Genomic DNA, 18,962 nt, shown 5'->3' on the forward strand with positions numbered 1-18,962 from the left:
GAAATTATACGTTCAAGAACGCCTTCGGAATTGACATCCTACGAAAAATGTATAAAATTGACTTCAGAACCAACTAGTTCTGTTATCTGTAAAAATATTGGGATAAAAGCTCCCAACTATAAAAATACGACAGGAGGCATCTTATGACATCAACCGCAACATACCCTACTATCTCCAACTGGCTTGACAACCACAGAGATGAACTTATTCAGAAATCATGCTATATCTTCGAACATCCGGAAACAGCTTACAAAGAAAAACTCTCTTCAAAATGTCTTGCGGATTACCTGGAAACACAGGGATTTCAAATAGAATGGAATACTGCTGGAATCGAGACTGCATTTACTGCGGCCTGGACCAATCCTGACATCGACATTACTAAAATCCAGCCAGCCGGGAAAAACGTTTCATCTTCTAACGAAGTTCCGATCATTGGTTTTCTCGCTGAATATGATGCTCTTCCGGAAATCGGACACGCATGCGGACACAATCTTCTTGGAACAGCAGTCTGCGCAGCTGCCTGTGCATTAAAAGCAGATTATGAATCCTCTGGTGAACCGATTGTAATTCGTGTTTACGGCTGCCCGGCGGAAGAGATCATGTCCGGAAAAATTATTATGGACGAACAGAATGTGTTCGATGACCTGTCCATCGCAGTGACCTGGCATCCATTCGACCGCAACCGTGTCAGCAATGACATCTGGCAGGCGCAGGACATTAAAAACTATACATTTCACGGAGTCAGCGCACATGCCTCCCGTTCACCGGAAAGCGGTCGCAGCGCCTTAGATGCTGCCGAGCTTATGAATGTTGGCGTGAATTATCTCCGCGAACATGTAACAGATGACGTCCGCATGCATTATGCTTACATGGATAATGGTATTCCGGCAAATGTTGTACCTGACTTTGCAAAGACGAATTATTTTATCCGCTCTACCAAAAGAAGCCGCACGGAAGATGCAAGCAAGCGCGTGGATGCATGTGCAAAAGGTGCAGCTATGATGACCGGAACAACTGTCGATATCGAATTAGTTGGAAGCTGCATGGAAATGAAAGTCAACCGTCCGCTAGTGGAAGTTTACTATGAAGCTATGACTCATATACCGACACCTGAATATACAGATGCAGAACTGGATTTTGCAAAAGACATTTCAGAAAAGGCCGGACTTATGAACAATGGAAAATATTTTGCAGGACTTTATCCGCTGGAGGACACGCCAGTTCCACTTTCCATTGGAACCGATGCCTCCCAGGTCAGCCATACCGTTCCCCTCATCACCATCAGCGCTGCTACTATGTGCCACGGCACCGCACTTCACCACTGGGCAGCCAGAGAACAAGCCGGCATGAGTATTGGGCATAAAGGTATGCTTTATGCAGCCAGATGTATGGCAGAAGGTACAAAATTGTTGCTTTCTAAACCAGAATATTTACAGGCTGTGTGGGATTATCATAATGTTCCTCAAGACTAAATATGCACTTTCTGATAAGTATCTGACATTATAGAAATTATACTCAGGCAAAAGTGTAAAGAAATTGCAAAAAAATTCATATTTGTGTAAAAAAATTCATTGTACCCCTCCTCGAATAGCGCTAAAATGAAAACTGTTTTTTAGCACTTATGATTGAGGAAGATTTTAATTTACAACGGAAAAGAAAAAACTCTTTAAAATGCCACATGCGTATGTCATTATTTTCATGATGACAGTCATCACTGCAATTCTGGCTAACATTATTCCAGCCGGTACATCTGACCGTGTTGAAGGCGTGAAGATGTTCTCCGGTCTTGGTTACCGTATTCTTTGCTTTGTCGTATTCATGGGCATCAGTATCTGGTATGTATGGCGCTAAAGAACACCGCCTAAGTACCGGCCGCGTCAGAGTGCCTTTTTCATGACTTGATTCATTCTTTTTAAGTTTTGACAAGCGGAAGGGTGAGTATGGCTGTCTAAATCTTATTACTTTAATTATGTTTTCTTTTTAGGGCTTTTGTAAGTCTTGATAGAGAAATGTGATTCAAGAATGCCTCGGCATTCTTGCTGCTGAGATTGAAGAAATCAGTGAGTTTGTGTTTAATCATGCGGAGCTTGGCCGTGAGGAATTTAAGTCCTGTAAGTATCTTGTTGAGAAATTAAAAGAGCATGGATTTACGGTAACTTGTCCGTATCTGGATCTTGATACTGCTTTTCGTGCAGAACTTTACTGTGGTGAGGGTCCGAAAGTTGCTGTGCTTCCGGAGTATGATGCGCTTCCGGGATATGGTCCGAACAAGGACGAGGTGGCCCACGCGTGCGGACATAACTGGATAGCCGCTTCCACACTCGGTGCTGCCCTGACTCTGGCTATGGATTCTATTGAATTTCGCTTCCAGGGTACCGCCTCCCATGCAGCCGCTTATCCTGAAAAAGGTGTCAATGCTCTGGACGCTGTAAACCTGATGTTTGCAGGAATCAATGCAATGCGCCAGCAGACAAGAAATGACGCCCGTGTAGCAGGGATCATAACTTCCGGTGGTGCTGCATGTAATATTATTCCTGATTACGCAGCATGCCAATTCTACATTCGTGCAAAAGACCGCGCTTACTTGGAGGAACTGACTCAGAAAGTCATTAATTGTGCAAAAGGCGCAGAACTTATGACTGGTGCAAAACTGGAATACTTCAACTTCGAGAATTCTTATGATGACCTTGTATATCATGATGGACTTCGCGCCCTGATGCATAAGAACTTAAATGATCTGGGGGTTACAGATTTCGTAGACAGTGATGAAGAAGCAAGTGGATCCAGTGACATTGGAAATGTATCTCATGTATGCCCGACCGTATACTGCGAGTTAGATACCGGTGCAAGACCGAAAGTATTTGCACATCACGAGACATTTCTGAAATATGTACATGGAAAAATGGCACGCCATACACTTCATACCGCCACAAAAGCATTGGCAGCTACCGCGCTGGACGTATTCGAAAATCCGGACATATTTCTTTTTTTCTATATCCTTAAAACTCTTCCACCGGCTTCTTATGTATCTTCATATGCAGCTTTCTTACTCCGCTGACAAGCTTTGTCAGATACCGGAACAATGGCTCAGTCGCAATAGAAAATACCACGAACAGCATAATACATTTTGTGGACATTCCGGTAATCGCGAACAGCTTCGGCAGGAAAATGGAACAGCCTAAAAGTCCAATAACTGAACCTCCCCATACACAGCCACGCAGCCAGTTGAATGGCTCACAGATTTTGAACAGAATCATAAATCCTACAATGGCAAGAAGCATCGTTCCTGCTGTGGAAATGTCTGTCTCTCCCAGTCCAAATGTCTGTCCAAAGACTGCCATGGCAGCTACCGCCAGTACGTCAGTCAGTCCGGCCGGCAGAGCTTTTAACACCACATTTGTCAGGAAATGTCCTTTGATCACATCTTTATTCGGCTGGAATGCCAGAAAGAATCCCGGAATTCCAATGGTGAACATGCTGATCAGTGAAATCTGTGACGGCTGTAATGGATAGCTCATCATAAATACAACCGAGAACAGGGACAACAGGAATGAGAAAATGTTCTTTACCAGGAACAGGCTGGCTGATCGCTGGATGTTGTTGACCACTCGCCTTCCTTCTAATACAACTGACGGCATACATGCAAAGTTGGACTCCAACAACACAACCTGCGCCGCCTGGCATGCCGCATCACTTCCCGATGCCATAGCTACGCTGCAATCCGCATCCTTAAGTGCCAGCACATCGTTAACTCCGTCACCGGTCATGGCAACAGTCTTTCCCTGATCTTTCAATGCTTGAACAAACTGACGCTTCTGCCCCGGTGTCACACGTCCAAATACCGTATATTTTGCAATCGCATTGGCAATATCCTCATCTGTCTGAAGTGTCGTCGCATCAACATATTCCTCTGCATTTACAATACCGGCTTCTTTCGCGACCTCTGATACAGTCAGCGGATTATCACCGGAAATAACTTTGACTTCCACGCCCTGCTCTGCAAAGTATGCAAATGTCTCCGGTGCTTCTTTACGGATTGGATTTGCCAGAAGGACATATGCCATCGGCAGAACCTTTCCTGTCAATTTTCCGCCATCTAATGCTGCATCATAAGAGCCAAATACAAGTACACGATACCCTTTTCTTGCATACTCGCTGATATCCGGTTTGTAAGTATCATAATCCTCGCGGAGCACGAACTCCGGAGCTCCGATTACATAAGACTTCTCCCCGAACATGACTCCACTGTATTTTGTCACAGAAGTAAATGGAACAACCTTAGAGGCAGACTGTTCCGTCTTCTTTTTAAAATAATCCTTCAACGCCTCCATGGTGCTGTTATCGCTGCTCATGGCTCCCACAAAATCAGACAGAAGACCATTTAACTCCGGCATCTTCTCTGCATCATATTCCTTTGTCGGGATCATGTCTTTGACACTCATAGAATTCTCAGTGATCGTTCCTGTCTTATCCACACAAAGCACATTGACGCGAGCCAGCGTCTCAATACTCTTCATATCGTGAAGCAGAACTTTCTTATGAGCCAGTCTCATAGAACTGACAGCCAACGCCACACTTGCCAGCAGATATAATCCTTCCGGAATCATACCAAGAACTGCTGCCACCATGGAAACAATACTGTTTCGGAAGCTCTGATCATTAAAGAAAAATCCTTGTACAAACAACGTAATACCAATCGGAATCAACGCAATACCGACAAATTTTACCAACTTATCCAGTGAGCGGATCATTTCCGACTGCTCGCCTTTCTTCATGGCCTTCGCTTCCAATGTCAGCTTGGAAATGTAAGAATCCACTCCGACTTTATCAAGACGGGCATGGCACTCTCCCGCTACCACAAAACTTCCGGACATAAGCTCCGCTCCCGGAGCTTTCGTAATCTCATCAGATTCACCAGTCAACAGTGATTCATTGACTCGCACTTCGCCGGATACTACAATTGCATCGGCACAGATCTGATTTCCCGCTTTGAATATTACAATATCATCCAGTACCAGTTCTTCTGAATCCACTAACGACTTTTTCCCGTCACGCACAACACTGGCATGCGGTGCATTTAACATGTTCAGCTTTTCCAATACATTTTTCGCACGAATCTCCTGCACAATACCAATTAATGTATTAAAAATAATGACTGGAAGAAATGTCAGATCACGAAATGAACCGACAAGACATAACAAAATTGCCAATACAAGAAAAATTAAGTTAAAGTAAGTACAGACATTTTCCCGGATAATTTCTTTCGTGGTCTGTGCCGGTGGTGCGACTGACACATTGCGCCAACCATCCTCACGGTGCTGCTCCACCTGGGCCGCCGAAAGTCCCGCTTCGGGATCCGGATTATATCTCGGTGTCTCCCGGCGCTCTATCTCATAATCCTGCGGTTCTTCCAGAACCTCATGCTTTTTACGCAATGCCATAAATATTCCTCCTGTGTATCTGAAGCTTCAAGATATCTGCCCGTCATTTTCTGGCAAATCTTAGAATCTATCATACAATATGAAAATTTTTTCTTTATGGTATTTATTATACATCGAAACCCTTTCCCAGACTATGAATTCTTTGTTAAAAAATTCTAAGAATTCCTTAAGAAAAGGGCACCCCTGATTACAGTTAGGGACACCCTTAATCGCTGATTGGGACGTAGTATTTTGGCATGTTACTACGTCCCCAATTAAATTATTGTCTTCGTTTTATTACTTTTAACCTTGTGAATTCTTCTCTTTCTTTTTCTTCCAGCGCGTTGTTGATGTTGTAGACCAGATTCGTGTACATCGGTATGGTGATGTTCTTCAGAGCATTGGCACGTTTCTGTGTCTTTTTGATGTTCGTTGCCAGACGATATGCTGAGTTCTCGACTTCAGCCAACTTGATGGTCAGATTCTTTACCTTTCGGAATGCCTCCCTGGCGATATCCAGCGATTCTCCTGTATCTCCGAGTGAGTAGGTCAGGTCATTCTGCTTTTCATCATATTTGATATGTGGAATCTCTGTTCCCATAATACTTCTGGTCTGTATACGAATGGAATCTTCAATTGGTACAGTGAATGCGAATTCCTGTACCCTGCTGATTCCCATCTCAATATTAGCGCGCTGCAGGCACGCATATGCCTGGGTAAATGTGGAATCTATCTCTTCCTGGATGCCTTTTGCCTCATCGATAAGTCCCATCAGTTCTTTAAGAAGTATATTTCGTTTTTTGTCCATCAGTTCATAGCCCTGATTGGCAAGTGCCAGCGAGTTTTTGGCAAGCATCAGATTTCCCTTGGTCGGAAACTCTCTTGGATCCATAGACTCCCTCCTTTCCCATTTTTGCAATACAGCAATTATAATGCAAGAATTCTGGCATATTTTCCAGATTCCTGCACTTCTAAATCATTTTTACGCTTCATTCTTCTTCGGATAATAGAAATCAATGAGTTTTGTATCGATTCGATCCAGTTCTTCTCTTGGAAGCAGTGCTAACAGTTCCCAGCCAAGATCCAGCGTCTCTTGAATGGTACGGTTCTCTGTTGTTGCTTGACCAATATAACGCTGTTCGAATTCGCGTCCGAACTCCAGATATTTCTTATCCAGTGGTGACAATTCATCTTCACCGATAACGGAGGCCAGGTTTCTTGCCTCTCCCACTTTTGCGTAGGAAGCAAATAACTGGTTCGCCAGCGCCTGGTGATCGTCTCGCGTATAGCCTTCTCCGATTCCGTCTTTCATCAGACGTGACAGTGACGGCAATACATTAATTGGCGGATAAACTGACTGTCCATAAAGATTGCGGTCCAGTACGACCTGACCTTCCGTAATATATCCGGTCAGGTCAGGAATCGGGTGCGTGATGTCGTCATTCGGCATGGTCAGGATCGGAAGCTGTGTCACCGATCCATTTGCCCCTTCCACAATTCCGGCACGCTCATAAATTGTTGCCAGTTCACTGTAAAGATAACCTGGATATCCTTTTCGTGACGGAATTTCTCCTCTTGAAGAGGATACCTCACGAAGTGCCTCTGCAAAAGAAGTCATGTCTGTCAGGATTACAAGAATATGCATGTTACACTCAAACGCCAGATATTCTGCCACAGTCAGTGCTACCTTTGGTGTAATCAGACGCTCTACGACAGGGTCATTTGCCAGGTTCAGGAACATACACACATGGTCGGATACTCCGTTCTCATCAAATGTCTTGCGGAAAAAATCTGCCACGTCATGCTTAACTCCCATAGCTCCAAACACAATTGCGAAATCTTCATCAGAATCACCGCCCAGAGAGGCCTGTTTTACAATCTGCGCTGCTAACTGGTCATGTGGAAGTCCGTTTCCTGAGAAAATTGGAAGCTTTTGTCCACGGATCAGTGTTGTCAGACCATCAATGGCTGAAATTCCTGTCTGGATATAATTTCTTGGATACTCACGTCTGACCGGATTAAGCGGAAGTCCGTTAACATCACGTTTATCCTCGGAAATGAGTGGTCCCATATCATCGACCGGCTGTCCGATTCCGTTAAAGGTTCTTCCAAGCATTTCCGGTGATACAGTAACCTCCATCGGACGTCCCATCAATCTCGTATGTGTATTGTCCAGGGACATATTCTCGGTTCCTTCAAATACCTGAATGATTGCTTTGTCCTCATTCAGTTCCACAATACGTCCCATTTTCTTTATTTTATGATCGACTACAAATTCCACGATTTCATCATAGAATGCGTCCTGAACTCCTTCCAGCACAACCAGAGGGCCTTCAACGCTGCTTAGTCCCAGATATTCTATTGCCATGATCTTGACCTCCTTCTATGCATTTTTCTCAATCACTGTATCGTAGAAACGGTCGATATCTACTTTGTACATATCTAATAATTGTAACTCGTCATTTGGCACATCATATTTGATAGCGATAACTTTCTCAAAGATACCCTCTGCCTTCAAAACAGACATCGGCATACCTCTTGCCACCAGTTCTCTGCATTTCTTATAGAGATACAGAATAATATCCATCATACCGAACTGCTTCTTTAGAGATACACACGTATCGTCTTTGTGAAATGCGTTCTGCTGCAGGAATCCAAGACGAATCACGCGGGCAATCTCCAATGTCAGCTTCTGATCATCCGGAAGTACATCACTACCGATCAGTTTTACAATCTCCATGAGACTGTTCTCCTGGTTCAGAATATTCATCAGACGGTTCCGATAGTCCACAAACTTTGGAGATACATTATCAGCATACCATGCACTTAAATCCGGTAAGTACTCGCTGTAACTGGTCAGCCAGTGGATCGCCGGGTAATGTCTTGCATATGCCAGAGACTTATCCAGTCCCCAAAAGCAACGGATAAATCGCTTCGTATTCTGTGTGACCGGCTCGGAGAAGTCTCCTCCTTGCGGAGATACTGCTCCAATGATTGTAACAGAACCTACAGCTCCATTTAATGTCTGCATCATACCGGCACGCTCATAGAATGCAGAAAGTCTGGATGCCAGATAAGCCGGAAATCCTTCCTCTGCCGGCATCTCTTCCAGACGTCCGGACAGCTCACGAAGAGCCTCTGCCCAACGAGATGTAGAATCCGCCATAATTGCGACATCATATCCCATGTCACGATAATACTCAGCCAGTGTAAGTCCTGTGTAAATAGATGCCTCACGGGCAGCTACCGGCATGTTGGATGTGTTGGCAATCAGAGTCGTTCTGTCCATCAGCAAATTCCCCGTTCTTGGATCCACCAGTTCTGAGAACTCCTCCAGAACCTGTGTCATCTCATTTCCGCGCTCTCCGCATCCGATATATACAATAATGTCCGCATCGGACCATTTTGCGATCTGATGCTGGCTCATCGTCTTTCCTGTTCCGAATCCTCCCGGAATTGCAGCTGTTCCACCTTTCGCCAGAGGGAACATAGTATCCATGACACGCTGTCCCGTCACAAGCGGAACTCTTGCAGAATAACGGTGATGCACCGGCCTTGGCACACGGATCGGCCATTTCTGCATCATGGAGAGTTCTTTTCTCTCCCCTTCTGTTGTCTCGATCACAACAAGTGTATCATTGATATGATACGGTCCGTCAGGTACGACACTGACCACGATTCCTTCCACATCCGGCGGAACCATACATTTGTGCACGATCGCATGAGTCTCCGGAACTTCTGCAATGATTGCCCCGCCCTGGAGTGCGTCACCTTCTGCAACCGTCATGTGTGTATCCCACAATTTATCAAGATCCAGAGAATCTACACTGACACCTCTTGTAATAAATGCGCCATTACTTGCCTGTGCAATCTTTTCCAGCGGACGTTCAATTCCGTCGAAAATATTATTGATAATTCCAGGTGCGAGGATAACAGATACTGCATCTCCGGTACCCTCCACAATCTCTCCCGGCTTCAGACCGGAAGTCTCCTCATAGACCTGAATCGTTGTCCTGTCCTTGTCCAGAGAAATAACCTCTCCTACCAGACGTTCTTCTCCTACATAGACCATCTCGGACATCTTAAATCCGGTCCTGCCTTTCAGGTAAACGACAGGGCCGTTAATTCCATATATTTTTCCAGTATGTTTAGCGTCCACTGCCCATACCTCCTCCAAATGCGAACTTCTGATATTCTCTCTCCAGCGCGCCCTTAAATGCATAATCTACCAGAATATTTCTTTCTGGAATGACTGCACGGATTCCACCGATAAAGTCTTCTTTGCTGATACTCAGTGTTAATCCTGTCTTCTCCTCCAGATACGCTTTCTTATCTGCGTCTGTCGGATTAACATAAATCGTCATCTCGCCGCGGTCAGAATATGCTACCGCTTTTTCAATATATTTTACCAGAAGATCCCGATATTTTTCCGTCTTCATATATGCAGACAGTTTTTCTTCGACTTCTTTAAAAAGCTGCTTTTTCAAACGCTTCTGTGCAGCTCCAAGCTCTCGCTTAAGTTCCAGCGCAGCCTTTGAATTCGCCATACCAAGCTGCTGCTTCACGCTGGTCTTTTCAGCCTTGATTCTTGTGTCTGCCTGTATCAGTGCCTCTGCTTTATGTTGCTCAAAGACATGGGTAAGCGCCTTCTTATGCTGTTCCACAATCGCATTCCCTTTGCTTCTTGCCTCCTGCATTGCAGATTCCTGCAGTCTTGTTATCTTCTCATCTACTGTCACACAATCACCTGCTTCCTATAGTTTTAATCCTATAGCCTCATTCACATACGATGTGATAAAGTCTTTTTTACGTCCGGTTCCGTGTCTGTCCGGAATCTCGATCAAAAGCGGCATGGTCCGCTGTAACTTAATCTCGTTGATAAGATCCGGGAACTCCCGTCCGAACCGCTCAGTCAGCAGAATGACACCAACTTCTTTGTCATTCATGGCATTTTCTAATTCTTCACGCAGTTCGTTTCTTTCATGTACAACGACTCCATCTACGCCCGCCAGTCTCAGTCCCGTCAGAGTATCGACATTATCACTGATCAGATACATTTTCATCTTATAATTTACCGAGGATCATGAAGGAGATGATCAGTCCATACAGACACACACCTTCTGCCAGTCCTACGAAGATCAGTGACTTACCAAGTGCGCTGGAGTCCTCGCTGATTGCTCCAAGAGCGGCACTTGCTGCACTTGCTACGGCAATACCGCCACCGACACAGGAAAGACCGGTTGACAGTGCGGCTGCGATATAACCAAATCCAGTTGCATTTGAAGCGGCTGCTGTTGTCTCTGCAGCGTATACCGGATCTCCGGAAAATAACATGATCGCTGCGATGGCAAATGCTCCAAAATAAAAGACAACATTTGCTCCAAGTGCACGTTTGTAACGTTTCTTACTTCTCTCTCCCTTAAGGAAATATCCAAATGGTATGATAATTCCAAGTACCAGTGCTGCCACCAGTAATAATTTTACAGTTAATGTCATGACTTCTTCCTCCTACTCGCTCTGTTTATGAAATGGTTTGAATTCTCTTCCTGTTCCTTTATAAAAACGGCTGAACATCTCGTAATATTCCAGACGCAGAACCTGGATACCAACTACCAGTCCTTCCAGTCCACAGACTATGATATTACCGATGACAAATATGATCCAGTTCGTGCTTCCCGCACTCGCTCCGGAGAGCATCAGTACAACTTCCATCATTGCCGCATGGCTCACTGCAAATGCTCCGATACGCACATAAGAAATGGTATTGGAGAAGTAGCTTAACATGGTCTCGAACAATTCAAAAAATGCCTGTACAAAGAACATGACCTTGCCGCCTTCCATTTTCTTATGACGTTTCTCTACCAGATTTCCAAGTGGCTCTTTAAATACAAAGAGGAGCACCGGAATTCCAAGGAAAATCACAAGCATTACATTTCCCGGAGTCTTGTGTCCGGTCATATAAAGTACTACTGTCAGTACCAGGAATCCATAAAATACAAGTCCTGCCACACCATTGGTGGATAATAACATATTTTCCTTATCGTGGGCTTTCGCCGAATTGATAATATTGAAGATCATCACCAGAATATTCAGTGCCATACCAAATGCAATGGCAACGACGAATACGGTGTTAAGCTGCCCGATAAACGGCAGATTCGTCATTGCCGATACAGGCCTTAACCAGTGGGCTTCAATAATATCTTCAAATCCAAATACGCTTCCGAACATAAATCCGAAGAACATGGAAAAAATACCTGCAATGGAAATAATTCCTGCCAGATTGATCTTCTTTGTCAGATACAGGATTCCGCCAATTGCAAAGAGGCAGAAGCCCTGGCCAAGATCTCCGAACATGGCTCCGAATATAAATGTATAGGTCAGTGCCACGAACATGGTCGGGTCCATCTCATCGTGAGCCGGAAGTCCGTACATCTTGATAAACATTTCAAATGGTTTAAATACCTTCGGGTTCTCAAGCTTTGTCGGAGGATCACCAAAATACTGGTCACGCTCATCTTCGACCATGATACTGACCTTATCGTCATCCTGGGTCTCAGCAAGAAGCGCATCTACATCCTTTTCACTCATCCAGCCACATAAGATATAGAACTCATCCCTCTCATCCTCACTGGTCACTCTCGCTGCAAGTTTACGGATATCAAAGTTGTCCGCAAGCTCCTGCAGTCTCTTTCTCGCTCCCAGAAGCTTGGCTGCATTACGTTTCATAAGTGCTGTAATCTTATCCTCATCTGCGTCAATATCTTTTTGCACTGCTTCCATATCCTGATCCAGCTTCTCACACGCTTCTTTAGGAGTTCCGATGTAAGCATCTGTCACGTCAATTCTCTCAAAGTGCAGTGCCCGGAATGTGTTATCCGCTTTCGCAATATCCGCATTTGCCGCTATGTAACAGCCATAGACAAAACCTTTGTCTTTTCCAGCCTCCAGAAATATGGCATTCAAACTGTCGGCCAGATATTTTTCAAGACGTCTGTAATAGTCAAGCGAAATGCGTCCGAACCGTACCTGCATGTACTGATACTGCAATGCTTTATGAACATCCACTTTCAACGCAGAAAATGGTTTCAGGACATTTTCCTTTCCAAGCAATTCTTCCTTCTTGAGCTTCAGCCTTTCTCTGTCTTCCACAAGTCCCAGATAATCATGATTCAGTTCCCGGATCAGCGCCAGCATATCATCCTTTGATCCTGACAGATCTGCCCGAATTTCCCTGTCCTCCGGCAGAAGCTGTGCGAACTGCTCTGCCTTTGCAAGCGGATCTCTGTACGGGTTCACTTCCACGAACGGCATGATATTTTCCGTCGTCTTAAGTTCTGTCACCGCATTTTCAATCTGCATCTCATATTTTGACAGATATTTCTCGCATACCCGGTCGATGTCATCTCTCGGACCGCTGATATTTAAGAATCTCATTTTTACAATCACTTGCTCTCACCTCCCAAGTATGTCAATATCTCCTGTCTGGTCAGTCCATAACGGATACACTCTAACGCTGTCGTCAGCTTGTCGATTTCCTGCTCCTTCAAGAATAAAAATGCGTGCATCGTTGCATCGGAGTAAGGATCCTTCTGCCTGTCAGATATATAGAGATCCCGTAAAATATCTTTGATACTCTTTTCTATGGACTGCCCCTCTTTCATGTGGACATGTGTTCCATAGTAAGTATTCTCAACCTGCTTTTTCATCTCTTCCACATTCGGTGCTTCCACGATTGCCTTAAATTCTTCCGTACTTAAATGAAAATGATATGGAAGCGTCAGTGCATAGATTTCTGCCGGAAGCATACGGTAATACTGCTTCGCACGGTACACCCATTGAATGTTCATGAGATCCATCTTGATTCCCACATCTCTTGAAAAACGCTCTCTGGATTTTCCGGAGAATACCTTTCTTCCTCGCCTCCAGTAATTAGTAAAATAGTAAAGCTCCAGTGCCTGATCGTAGTCAAATAATGTCGCTGCCCCGGAATCCCGGATTGGTTTTAATGCTTCATAATACTCACTGCCCCGTAAGTTATCCACAAGTTCGTCGATATTTGTGGAAGTTATTAACTTATCAATAGAAAGTTTTGAGTATTTATCAAAAAATTCCTTCTTATAATCCAGGTCATAAGGCTTGTCATAATGGTTAAATACGATTCTCAGACAATAGTTGATCACACTGACTTCATACTTCTTCCAGTAAATCTTCAGAAATTTCTTCTGGTCGATTCCCGCAAACCGGAAGATTCTTGTGTAATCATTATACAGAGACTGATACAACATCTTCTCAATATCACCTCGATGAAGATGCGCCAGTTCCAACTGATCCATATAGACTGCGTAGGCCGGTTTCGTCTTCAGAAATTCCACCACCTGCACAACATCCGTAAAACCGGAAATCGTCTCATAGTCAGCCTGTGTAAGAAGCTTTGCCTGCATTGCGCGGATTTTCGTCGTAAGTCCGCTGTATGCCATCACATTGCCCATTGTTCTCTTCCTCGCTATATTTCTTTTTGAAATGTCTGAAATTCTGATACCTGTGGTTTACTCCTCGCTTCACGCCCCCACTGGCATCTTATATTACACTTCTATTATATGACGCAAAATACCTTCTGCATAAACTGCATGAGCCGTCTCATATTCCTTTTCCAATGTCTGAACTGCCTCGTGATTCTTCTCACGCTGACTCTTCAGGAGTTCATCGACCTGCCGCTTTCCATCTTCCCGGATTCTGGTAAGTTCTGCCTGCGTCTTCTCATCCAGTTCTTTATCAAACTGATCTCTCTGCGCCTGAATCTCCTGCTCAACCTGACTCTTATCCTCTTCTGCCTTCGCCACAATACTGCGCGCAGTGTTCTCAATATCATCCAGTCTTTCAATCACAGATTTCATAAGCCGCCCCCTTCTTGTTATCTGTCTGACCAAAGCCACATATCATCACAGAACTCTCTAAAAAACTCGAAATTTTTTAATGATTTTTCAAAAAATATACTGAAATTCTAACAGTTTTCTATAATATGAAATATTTTAGAAAATAGCTCTAAATCAGAACGTATATATTTAACTATAATCTCTAAATTGCACAATTGTCAAGTAAGTTATGCAGATTTTTGTGTAATTTTTATACATTTCCATCAAAGTGTATGGATATTTCATTAATAAAAATCACAAGACTATTTTTGTGTATACTAATCGGTTCGATTCATGTTGTATAACCGCAAGATACTCACCTTCTGCTCTTCCAATCCGTTCGCCTTCTTCTCTTCCAATCCTGGTCGCATAATGGAGCTGTGCATACTTATCCCGCTTATACTTCAATCTCGTCTCATACTCCAGACGCTTCTTCTCGTCCGCACTGAGTCTGTCCAGTTCTTCATACCCTTCCTCCTCCAATAACATCGCACATAACAAAATCCAGCCAACTGTTACGCAGATAATTGAGGAATTTGCAACATTTTGCGAGCATCATTAATCTGTAAGTGCACTGTCTGAGCCGCCCTTTGGCGAGTTTGCACGCACAGATTTAATAGATAGCGCAGCAAAATTTGTAAAAATTCATCATATCTGATGACAGCTGGCTGGATTATTATATTATGTCGAATTATCTAACACATTTTTACTGAGTTCTCAGCTCTGCTCCCATCTTCTTCTGCAGCTTTTTCATAACCTGATTTGCTACATTTTCAATCTCCTGGGAAGTCAGTGTCTTCTCATTAGATCCGATGGTCAGTCTGATTGTCACAGATTTCTTGCCCTGTGGGATTTGTTTTCCACGGTACTCATCTACGAAATCTGCTTTCTTAAGGAACTCGCTGGCTTTCTTCTTGCCAAGAATTGCCTCATGCATATCACTCCATACTGCATTGGAGTCAAAGAGCATGGAAATGTCATATTCGTTCTCCGGATATGCTGCAAGGTGAGTGAATTTATTGGTTCTGGAAATGAGTGGTTTCAGTTTCAGAACATCTAATTCAAAGAGCATTACGGACAAGTTCTTGATTCCGCAGTCCATAGATGCCTTCTTAGCCAGAAGTCCCATATCACCAATCTTCTCATCTCCACGGTAAATGTTGAGCCATACTACATTGTCAGCCCATACTGGTTTCTCTTCTTTTCTGAACTCAAATGCTGCCTGATGTGTGTAACGTGGCATATACTCCAGAACACCTTTTGCTTCCTGGAAGAGTTCTTTTACGTCCTTAACTGAACTTGCAAATGCTCCGGCAATGTGGCGGCGCTGTTCTGGCAGTAACTCAGACTTGTCGTATGGTGAAGTATAGTTCGCATCATGGAATACCTGAGCTTCCTCAAAGATTGAGAAATCATTGAAGTAACGCTCATTCTTTGCAACTGCCTCGCAAATGTTCGGAAGCAGAGAAGCACGCAGGTAACTGAGATCCGGTGCCGGTGGTGTTGAAAGACGAAGCATTCCTTCTGTCGTCTGCATAATTGCATTCAGATATACATCATTTACCCAAGGATATGTGTAGATTTCCTGCATTCCACAACGAATTGCAAGGAACTCTTTCATATTTCTTACAAGATCCTGATCTTTCTGATTGATTGCACTGTCAAATGTTGTTGTAAATGATGTTGGCTCGAAATTGTCGTATCCATACATTCTGGCAACTTCTTCCATTACATCATCTTTAATGGAAATGTCACCTGTAGAACGCCATGTCGGAGCGATAACGTGCATGTCCTCACCATTGATTTGTACATCAAATCCAAGTTTCTCAAGCTTGCCTTGGATCTCATCATTTGTCAGATGTTTTCCAAGTCTCTTCTCAAGCCATACAAGGTTTACATCAATCTCAGCTCTCTTGAGTTTCTTTACATATTTATCACAGTAACCTGTCACTTTTAACTCTGGATACAGCTCTTTGAAATACTGCATGGAAAGTGCAAGTGCCTGGTCGCATCTCTCAGGATCGATAGCTTTTTCATATCTTGAAGAAGCTTCTGTACGGTTATCATAACGAAGTGCAGTTCTTCTGATTCCTGCTGCTTCAAAGTTTGCAATCTCAAGAATGACACGCTCTGTTTTAGGCAGGATAGAATCCTTTGCTCCACCCATAACACCGGCCAGTGCAACAGGTCCCTCGGAATCTGTAATTACAAGGTCATCTGTACAAAGAGAAAGCTCTTTGTCGTTCAGAAGAAGTAACTTCTCATTTTCTGCTGCATGTCTTACAACGATGTGATCAGAAATGTTATCTGCGTCAAATGCATGTGTCGGGTTACCGGTTGCGAGCATCACATAGTTTGTAATGTCAACCAATGCATTGATTGGACGCATACCAACCTTCCAGATTCTATTCTGCATCTGGTATGGCGCCTCTTTTACATTTACACCAGACATTTCTACACCGATATATCTCGGGCATCTGTCCGGATCATCGATTTCTACGTTGAAATCAGACTGTACCTCTGTCTCAAATGGCTTGATCTCAGCTAATGGCAGATTGTATAATGCTGCGATCTCGCGGGCGATACCATAGTGTCCCCACAGATCCGGTCTGTTTGTCATTGATTTGTTATCAATCTCAAGAAGAACATCGTTCAGATCAAGGGCATCTGCCAGAGTTGTTCCTGCCGGTACGTCAAATGCGGACAGGTCAAGAATCTCTGCTTCCTGAGATGCCGGGAAGAGATCTCCCAGTCCGATCTCGTCAGATGCACAGATCATTCCGTAGGAAGCTACGCCGCGAAGTTTAGACTTCTTGATCTCAACAGGCTCTCCCTCACCATGCCAGCGGACAATTGCTCCCGGGCAGGATACGGCAACACGCATACCTTTTTCAAGATTGATACCACCGCAGACGATGTCTTTGATCTCACCGTCACCGATATCTACTTTGCAGACACGAAGCTTATCTGCATTTGGATGTGGCTCGATATCCTCGATCACACCTACTACCATATGGTCAAAACGGTCTGCCAGGTACTCGACGTCCTCAACCTCAACAGTATCCATAGTCAGATCATATGCAAGCTGTTTCATATCCATATCTTCAGGGATATTTACAAAATCTTTAATCCATGATAATGATAATTTCATCTCTATTCTCCTCCGCTTATCTGAACTGTCTCAGGAATCTTAAATCGCCACTGTGGAACAATCTTACGTCATCCACACCGTAACGCATCATGACCAGTCTGTCCAGACCAATGTTTACATAGAAACCTGTGTACTCATCCGGATCCAGTCCTGCTGCACGAAGTACATTTGGATGTGGTGATCCACCCGGCATAACCTCGATCCAGCCCACATGTTTACATACGCTGCAGCCTTTTCCGCCGCACACCTGACACTCCATGTCGATCTCAAATCCTGGCTCTACAAATGGGAAGAAACCGGAACGCATTCTTACCGGAACGTCTCTTCCGAATACTTTACTTAAAATGCTCTGGATCATAACTTTTCCGTCTGTGAATTTGATATCCTTATCCACGATCAGAGCCTCATACTGGAAGAATGCTCTCTCATGATGTGAATCTGTTGTCTCGTTACGATATACACGTCCCGGATATACAAAACGATACGGCGGTTTATGTGTCTGCATGTAACGGACACTTCCTCCTGTCAAATGTGGTCTCAGGCAAAGCTTCTCATTTGTGCTTCCACTGTCATGACCCTCCAGCCAGTATGTGTCCATACTCTCTCTTGCCGGATGATTCGGAGGGAAGTTCAGTTTATCAAATGCATATAACTCACTTGTGATGTCATCCTCCTGGAAAATCTCAAATCCCATAGAACGGAATGCATCGTTCAGGTCATAGCACATCTGTGTGATTGGGTGAAGTCCTCCGTTCGGCGGCAGGATTCCCGGTACAGAACAATCAAAGTCCGGTGAAACCTCAGAAGCTTTCAGCTTCAGCTCTGTTCTCTTAGAGTTGATCAGCTCTGTCACCTGATTCTTAGCCTGGTTGAGCACCTTTCCCATCTCCGGGCGAAGCGCTGCATCAAGCTTTGGCATCTCCTTCATTAACATACTTAACGCACCCTGTTTTCCAACATATGCATTCTTCACATTCTGCAGTTCATTTTCATTTGCTGCTTCAGAAATCTTAGTTTTCACTTCTGATAAAATACTGTTGATTTTATCCTTCATTCTAATTCCCCTTTCTACTACTCTTTAAGTTCAGTGTCTTTTTTTATTTTTATATTTCAGAGTCAGCTTCCAAAATGTACCATTCTGGAAGTGTAGCGTATTCGCTAAATATAATTTCAAAAACTGGCTTAAAAATAAAAAAGCACCGCCACTTGTGATTAACAAGGGACGATGTTACTCGCGGTACCACCCTATTTCAGAGTTCTTATCACTCTGCACTCTTTTATGTGTATTCGATCTGCTACACGAACATCCGACTTAACGCACTGCCACTGGCAAATGCTTTTCATCGAAAGACTCCCATACTGAAATTTCCAAAAGGTTCGCGTGAAGTGCTCTCAGCCGGTGACACTTCATCTCTGCTTCACTACATCTTCTGTACTTACATATGTTCATAGTCCAAAATCATGATAATTATTACATAA

Annotated in this window: 16 protein-coding genes; 3 read left to right on the forward strand and 13 right to left on the reverse strand. The window is 43.9% G+C overall.

The features are described 5' to 3' along the window. Positions 1-143: 143 nt before the first annotated feature. From C7E02_RS17030 to C7E02_RS17040, 3 genes are all read left to right on the forward strand, one after another. Positions 144-1,472 carry an amidohydrolase gene (locus C7E02_RS17030; RefSeq protein WP_105310231.1) on the forward strand — a complete coding sequence of 443 codons (1,329 nt, stop codon included), beginning with the start codon at positions 144-146 and terminating at the stop codon, positions 1,470-1,472. A gap of 199 nt (positions 1,473-1,671) precedes the next feature. Next, on the forward strand, positions 1,672-1,851 hold the full coding sequence (locus C7E02_RS17035; protein WP_105310232.1) for a hypothetical protein: 180 nt from the start codon (positions 1,672-1,674) through the stop codon (positions 1,849-1,851). Between the two features lie 160 nt (positions 1,852-2,011). Then, positions 2,012-3,058 carry a peptidase dimerization domain-containing protein gene (locus C7E02_RS17040; protein WP_242978966.1) on the forward strand — a complete coding sequence of 349 codons (1,047 nt, stop codon included), beginning with the start codon at positions 2,012-2,014 and terminating at the stop codon, positions 3,056-3,058. Here C7E02_RS17040 and C7E02_RS17045 read toward each other — a convergent pair. The 13 genes from C7E02_RS17045 to C7E02_RS17105 all read right to left on the reverse strand — a co-directional run bounded on the left by C7E02_RS17045 (position 3,000) and on the right by C7E02_RS17105 (position 18,537). Next, a complete protein-coding gene (locus C7E02_RS17045; RefSeq protein WP_105310233.1) occupies positions 3,000-5,441 on the reverse strand; it encodes a cation-translocating P-type ATPase in 2,442 nt (813 codons plus the stop codon). The genes C7E02_RS17040 and C7E02_RS17045 overlap by 59 nt on opposite strands. Positions 5,442-5,700: 259 nt before the next feature. Beyond that, positions 5,701-6,312: a V-type ATP synthase subunit D gene (locus tag C7E02_RS17050; RefSeq protein ID WP_005335133.1), complete on the reverse strand. Its 612-nt coding sequence runs from the start codon at positions 6,310-6,312 to the stop codon at positions 5,701-5,703. Between the two features lie 90 nt (positions 6,313-6,402). Continuing rightward, the gene (locus C7E02_RS17055; protein WP_022279478.1) at positions 6,403-7,788 is read right to left on the reverse strand and encodes a V-type ATP synthase subunit B; all 1,386 of its coding nucleotides are present in this window, start codon (positions 7,786-7,788) and stop codon (positions 6,403-6,405) included. 15 nt (positions 7,789-7,803) lie between these two features. Further along, positions 7,804-9,579, reverse strand: coding sequence for a V-type ATP synthase subunit A (locus C7E02_RS17060; protein WP_105310234.1), 1,776 nt, complete (start codon positions 9,577-9,579; stop codon positions 7,804-7,806). Continuing rightward, entirely contained in the window at positions 9,569-10,159 is a 591-nt protein-coding gene (locus C7E02_RS17065) for a V-type ATP synthase subunit E (RefSeq protein ID WP_105310235.1), read from the reverse strand. Before C7E02_RS17065 ends, C7E02_RS17060 begins: the two co-directional genes overlap by 11 nt. 15 nt (positions 10,160-10,174) lie before the next feature. Continuing rightward, positions 10,175-10,483, reverse strand: a complete 309-nt coding sequence (locus tag C7E02_RS17070; RefSeq protein ID WP_005335121.1) for a V-type ATP synthase subunit F — start codon at positions 10,481-10,483, stop codon at positions 10,175-10,177. A gap of 1 nt (position 10,484) precedes the next feature. After that, positions 10,485-10,916 carry an ATP synthase subunit C gene (locus C7E02_RS17075; RefSeq protein WP_022279481.1) on the reverse strand — a complete coding sequence of 144 codons (432 nt, stop codon included), beginning with the start codon at positions 10,914-10,916 and terminating at the stop codon, positions 10,485-10,487. Positions 10,917-10,928: 12 nt separating this feature from the next. Next, on the reverse strand, positions 10,929-12,866 hold the full coding sequence (locus tag C7E02_RS17080) for a V-type ATP synthase subunit I (protein ID WP_105310236.1): 1,938 nt from the start codon (positions 12,864-12,866) through the stop codon (positions 10,929-10,931). After that, entirely contained in the window at positions 12,863-13,909 is a 1,047-nt protein-coding gene (locus tag C7E02_RS17085) for a V0D/AC39 family V-type ATPase subunit (RefSeq protein WP_105310237.1), read from the reverse strand. The genes C7E02_RS17080 and C7E02_RS17085 overlap by 4 nt, the downstream gene beginning before the upstream one ends. 93 nt (positions 13,910-14,002) lie before the next feature. Next, on the reverse strand, positions 14,003-14,314 hold the full coding sequence (locus C7E02_RS17090) for a hypothetical protein (protein ID WP_005335116.1): 312 nt from the start codon (positions 14,312-14,314) through the stop codon (positions 14,003-14,005). 273 nt (positions 14,315-14,587) lie between these two features. Next, positions 14,588-14,821 (reverse strand): hypothetical protein, encoded by a 234-nt coding sequence (locus tag C7E02_RS17095; protein ID WP_105310238.1) that lies wholly within the window; start codon positions 14,819-14,821, stop codon positions 14,588-14,590. A 217-nt stretch (positions 14,822-15,038) separates the two neighbouring features. Next, positions 15,039-17,483, reverse strand: a complete 2,445-nt coding sequence (gene pheT, locus C7E02_RS17100) for a phenylalanine--tRNA ligase subunit beta (RefSeq protein WP_105310239.1) — start codon at positions 17,481-17,483, stop codon at positions 15,039-15,041. 16 nt (positions 17,484-17,499) lie between these two features. After that, a complete protein-coding gene (locus C7E02_RS17105) occupies positions 17,500-18,537 on the reverse strand; it encodes a phenylalanine--tRNA ligase subunit alpha (RefSeq protein WP_005335111.1) in 1,038 nt (345 codons plus the stop codon). Between the last annotated feature and the right edge of the window lie 425 nt (positions 18,538-18,962).

The organism is Dorea sp. Marseille-P4042 (assembly GCF_900290215.1).
Lineage (GTDB): Bacteria > Bacillota > Clostridia > Lachnospirales > Lachnospiraceae > Dorea > Dorea formicigenerans.

Excerpts from the sequence above, each read along its gene's own strand:
- C7E02_RS17090 (WP_005335116.1), bottom strand. The coding sequence starts at position 14,314 with ATGAAATCTGTGATTGAAAGACTGGATGATATTGAGAACACTGCGCGC.
- pheT (WP_105310239.1), bottom strand. The coding sequence starts at position 17,483 with ATGAAATTATCATTATCATGGATTAAAGATTTTGTAAATATCCCTGAA.
- C7E02_RS17035 (WP_105310232.1), top strand. The coding sequence starts at position 1,672 with ATGCCACATGCGTATGTCATTATTTTCATGATGACAGTCATCACTGCA.
- C7E02_RS17075 (WP_022279481.1), bottom strand. The coding sequence starts at position 10,916 with ATGACATTAACTGTAAAATTATTACTGGTGGCAGCACTGGTACTTGGA.
- C7E02_RS17095 (WP_105310238.1), bottom strand. The coding sequence starts at position 14,821 with ATGTTATTGGAGGAGGAAGGGTATGAAGAACTGGACAGACTCAGTGCG.
- C7E02_RS17030 (WP_105310231.1), top strand. The coding sequence starts at position 144 with ATGACATCAACCGCAACATACCCTACTATCTCCAACTGGCTTGACAAC.
- C7E02_RS17085 (WP_105310237.1), bottom strand. The coding sequence starts at position 13,909 with ATGGGCAATGTGATGGCATACAGCGGACTTACGACGAAAATCCGCGCA.
- C7E02_RS17070 (WP_005335121.1), bottom strand. The coding sequence starts at position 10,483 with ATGAAAATGTATCTGATCAGTGATAATGTCGATACTCTGACGGGACTG.
- C7E02_RS17050 (WP_005335133.1), bottom strand. The coding sequence starts at position 6,312 with ATGGATCCAAGAGAGTTTCCGACCAAGGGAAATCTGATGCTTGCCAAA.
- C7E02_RS17105 (WP_005335111.1), bottom strand. The coding sequence starts at position 18,537 with ATGAAGGATAAAATCAACAGTATTTTATCAGAAGTGAAAACTAAGATT.
- C7E02_RS17055 (WP_022279478.1), bottom strand. The coding sequence starts at position 7,788 with ATGGCAATAGAATATCTGGGACTAAGCAGCGTTGAAGGCCCTCTGGTT.
- C7E02_RS17045 (WP_105310233.1), bottom strand. The coding sequence starts at position 5,441 with ATGGCATTGCGTAAAAAGCATGAGGTTCTGGAAGAACCGCAGGATTAT.